The following is a 2,553-nucleotide window of genomic DNA, read 5'->3' as shown; positions in this document are numbered from 1 at the left end:
CAATCGTCTTGCCCTAGTCCGCAACCACCTCTTCGCCCACATCGTCAACAGCAACCTGGAGGTGCGCACCTCGGTTTCCATCAATCCGGAAACCGGCGCAGCCGAGGAAAGGGCACTGTTCTCCTACGAAGCCCTGCCCCGCGGGACGGTGCTGGTCTGGGAGATCATTGCGAAGAACCCGAAGCACTTCAGCATTGGTGGACAGCAGATTAAGGCAGTCTGCGATCCGGCCGGTGTCCATAAGGTAGCTAAGCAGGCCCATCCCTACCTCGAACACCTTGGCATCGGCGGCATGAGCACTCGTGGCATGGGGCGGGTGAAAGTATTGTACTCGAACAAATCCACGGATAACCAAAGTATCAGCCCCGGACCTCCTTCAGACCAACCCGGTTCGTCCGAAATCCCTAAGGAAAGTAGCGAGGAGGCAAGCCATGAGTGAAAACAGAATGATCAATCTCGACATTGAATGCGCTGACCTGGGGCGGTCCTTGGCCGAGATTAGGGACGATAAGGGCAAGCGAATTGAAGAAAAGGTGTTCAACGAAGCGCTGACTGTTTTGGAAGAACAAGGCCCGTATGCGATGTTCCTCTACCTCCGGGCACGGCACAGCAAGGTGGCAGACAAGATGAGCCAGCGAGCGCTTGAGTTTCTCAAGATGAAAGAAGTCTTTGGTCACAGGGTGAGCGAGACAAACGATATCTTCGGTGCTATCAAACGCTTGGCCGAAGATTTGGACGATTTGCTCTTTGCCCGCGACCTGTTGCGCACGGCCCTTTCTTACGCCCGCTACCACCTGAAGGCAAAAGGGGAGGACTAAGGCATGCCATGGCAAATGTACCGCTGGGTCTGGCGTTTGGAATCGCCCCTACATGTCGGCATTTCTCCGGCCGGGGTGCTGAATCGCACCCGGCTATATATTCCAGCCCGAGCCTTGTGGGGTGCCTTCACTGCCGAACTTTCTCGAAGGCAGTGCGCCAACTTTCCTGACTATCAATCAAAAGGCGAAGAGCTCCTACGAAAAAGCCGTTTCACCTATCTGTTCCCTGCCGAACGGGTCGGCAGCGAATGGAAAGCCTGGCTTCCTTTCTATAAGGATGGCCGTGGGCTTGTATGGAAACGGGATGATAGGGAAGTAGAGTTGGACGATCGCTCCTTCCGAACGCGGTTACTAAGCACGAGACCGTCCACTGCTATTCAGCCAGCTTCCGACACAGCCGAGGAGGGAACCCTCCGGGAAATGGAATACATTCAACCCCGCTGGTGCACGGATGACGGGAAAGCTGGGGGTGAAGTGGCCTTCGTAGGCTATGTCTTTTTCCAAGATGAAGCACTGTGCAAAGAGGTTCAGGAGATTACCGAACTTCTTATAGGCGCTGACACGCGATATGGGTTCGGCCATCTGCGGCGCATACAATGGAAACAGCCAAAAGATTGCTTTGGAAAGCGAGTGAATTTGGATAGCAAAAACCCACTAATTGAATCCCGTTACCTTTTAGGTCATCTATTGGCCACGGACCCAACCTTTAAGGGTGCCTTAGAGGTACTACAACAGTGGGATAAAGAACAAGCTCACGTTGTTGGTCTCACCTGGGTTCCCGGCTCGAGGGTTAGAGATGATAAAATAAACATTTTTGAAATATTGCCTTCAGGCCTTTGGGAAAGGTTAAGGAATAGAGCCAACCACGGCAAAGGTAGTTTGAGGCCTGAACAAAACCAGGCTAGACCATTCAATGGAGAAGGAATGGCGACATGGGTAAGAAGGTAAAAATCAATCTTGAAGAGCCTACAGGGAACTTTTGGGTGGATAATGGGCTGGTGGTGCTCTACCACCGTCTGGGACAGGGAATATTTGAAGCAGACGACATCTTGAACAAACTTCTCGAAGATTTGGTCCAATCGACTGGGAACCAAGGGGAGTACTTCGATATAAAATCCGGGACGGTGAAGACCTACGACAAGAAGAACTGGGTGTATCCCACAAATCTGTTCATCAAGGCTACCCCTAAAGCTGAAAAGGTGAAGTTCCAAGGAAAGACATACCTAGCCCATCCTCCCGTTTTTGAGTTAAAACTGTCTTTCCGTGGGGAGGGGGCCTGCGATATCTGTGGAGAACACAGCATCCTTACTGATGCTAAAATGTGGATCTTTCCCTTCCTGGTGGACCCTCAGAAGTTCGGCAACTTTTATCCAGGAACCCGGCGGGGCATGAAACTCTGCCCACGATGTGCTGTGGCCGGGCTGGCCGGATATCTCGGATGGCTCTGGCGCGCTCAGGGGCGTGACGCTCTCCACATCTTCCTCTTCCACACCGATCTAAAGGAACTGGAACGCCTTCACAGAGAAATTTTCAGACCCCTGCAAGCCCACGCAGGTAAAGGAGGAAACATTAACCTCGCTTTCTGGGGGTCTTACCTCCACGAAACGGCCCTCGGCCTTCTCTTCGAACTTTTTTCCCACATTGAACGCTCCGATCTTCTAACAGAACAGGGACGAAACCTTCTCGTCCAACTTCTGGGTGCTACAACAGCTCCCCCACCTGCACCCCTACGCCT

At 52.6% G+C, this 2,553-nt stretch carries 4 protein-coding genes; all 4 read left to right on the top strand.

The annotated features are described in order from the left end of the window. On the top strand, positions 1–439 hold a 439-nt coding region (locus H5U36_10050; GenBank protein MBC7218447.1), incomplete at its 5' end, for a type III-B CRISPR module RAMP protein Cmr4. Continuing rightward, positions 432–818, top strand: coding sequence for a hypothetical protein (locus H5U36_10045; protein ID MBC7218446.1), 387 nt, complete (start codon positions 432–434; stop codon positions 816–818). The genes H5U36_10050 and H5U36_10045, both read left to right, overlap by 8 nt. Before the next feature lie 420 nt (positions 819–1,238). After that, on the top strand, positions 1,239–1,766 hold the full coding sequence (locus H5U36_10040) for a hypothetical protein (protein MBC7218445.1): 528 nt from the start codon (positions 1,239–1,241) through the stop codon (positions 1,764–1,766). Then, a partial coding sequence (locus tag H5U36_10035) for a hypothetical protein (protein ID MBC7218444.1) occupies positions 1,751–2,553 on the top strand: 803 nt, incomplete at its 3' end. The genes H5U36_10040 and H5U36_10035, both read left to right, overlap by 16 nt.

The sequence above is a fragment of the Candidatus Caldatribacterium sp. genome (assembly GCA_014359405.1).
Lineage (GTDB): Bacteria > Atribacterota > Atribacteria > Atribacterales > Caldatribacteriaceae > Caldatribacterium > Caldatribacterium oleiphilum.
This window is presented reverse-complemented; position numbering and strand designations above follow the sequence as displayed.

Excerpts from the sequence above, each read along its gene's own strand:
- H5U36_10045 (MBC7218446.1), top strand. The coding sequence starts at position 432 with ATGAGTGAAAACAGAATGATCAATCTCGACATTGAATGCGCTGACCTG.
- H5U36_10040 (MBC7218445.1), top strand. The coding sequence starts at position 1,239 with ATGGAATACATTCAACCCCGCTGGTGCACGGATGACGGGAAAGCTGGG.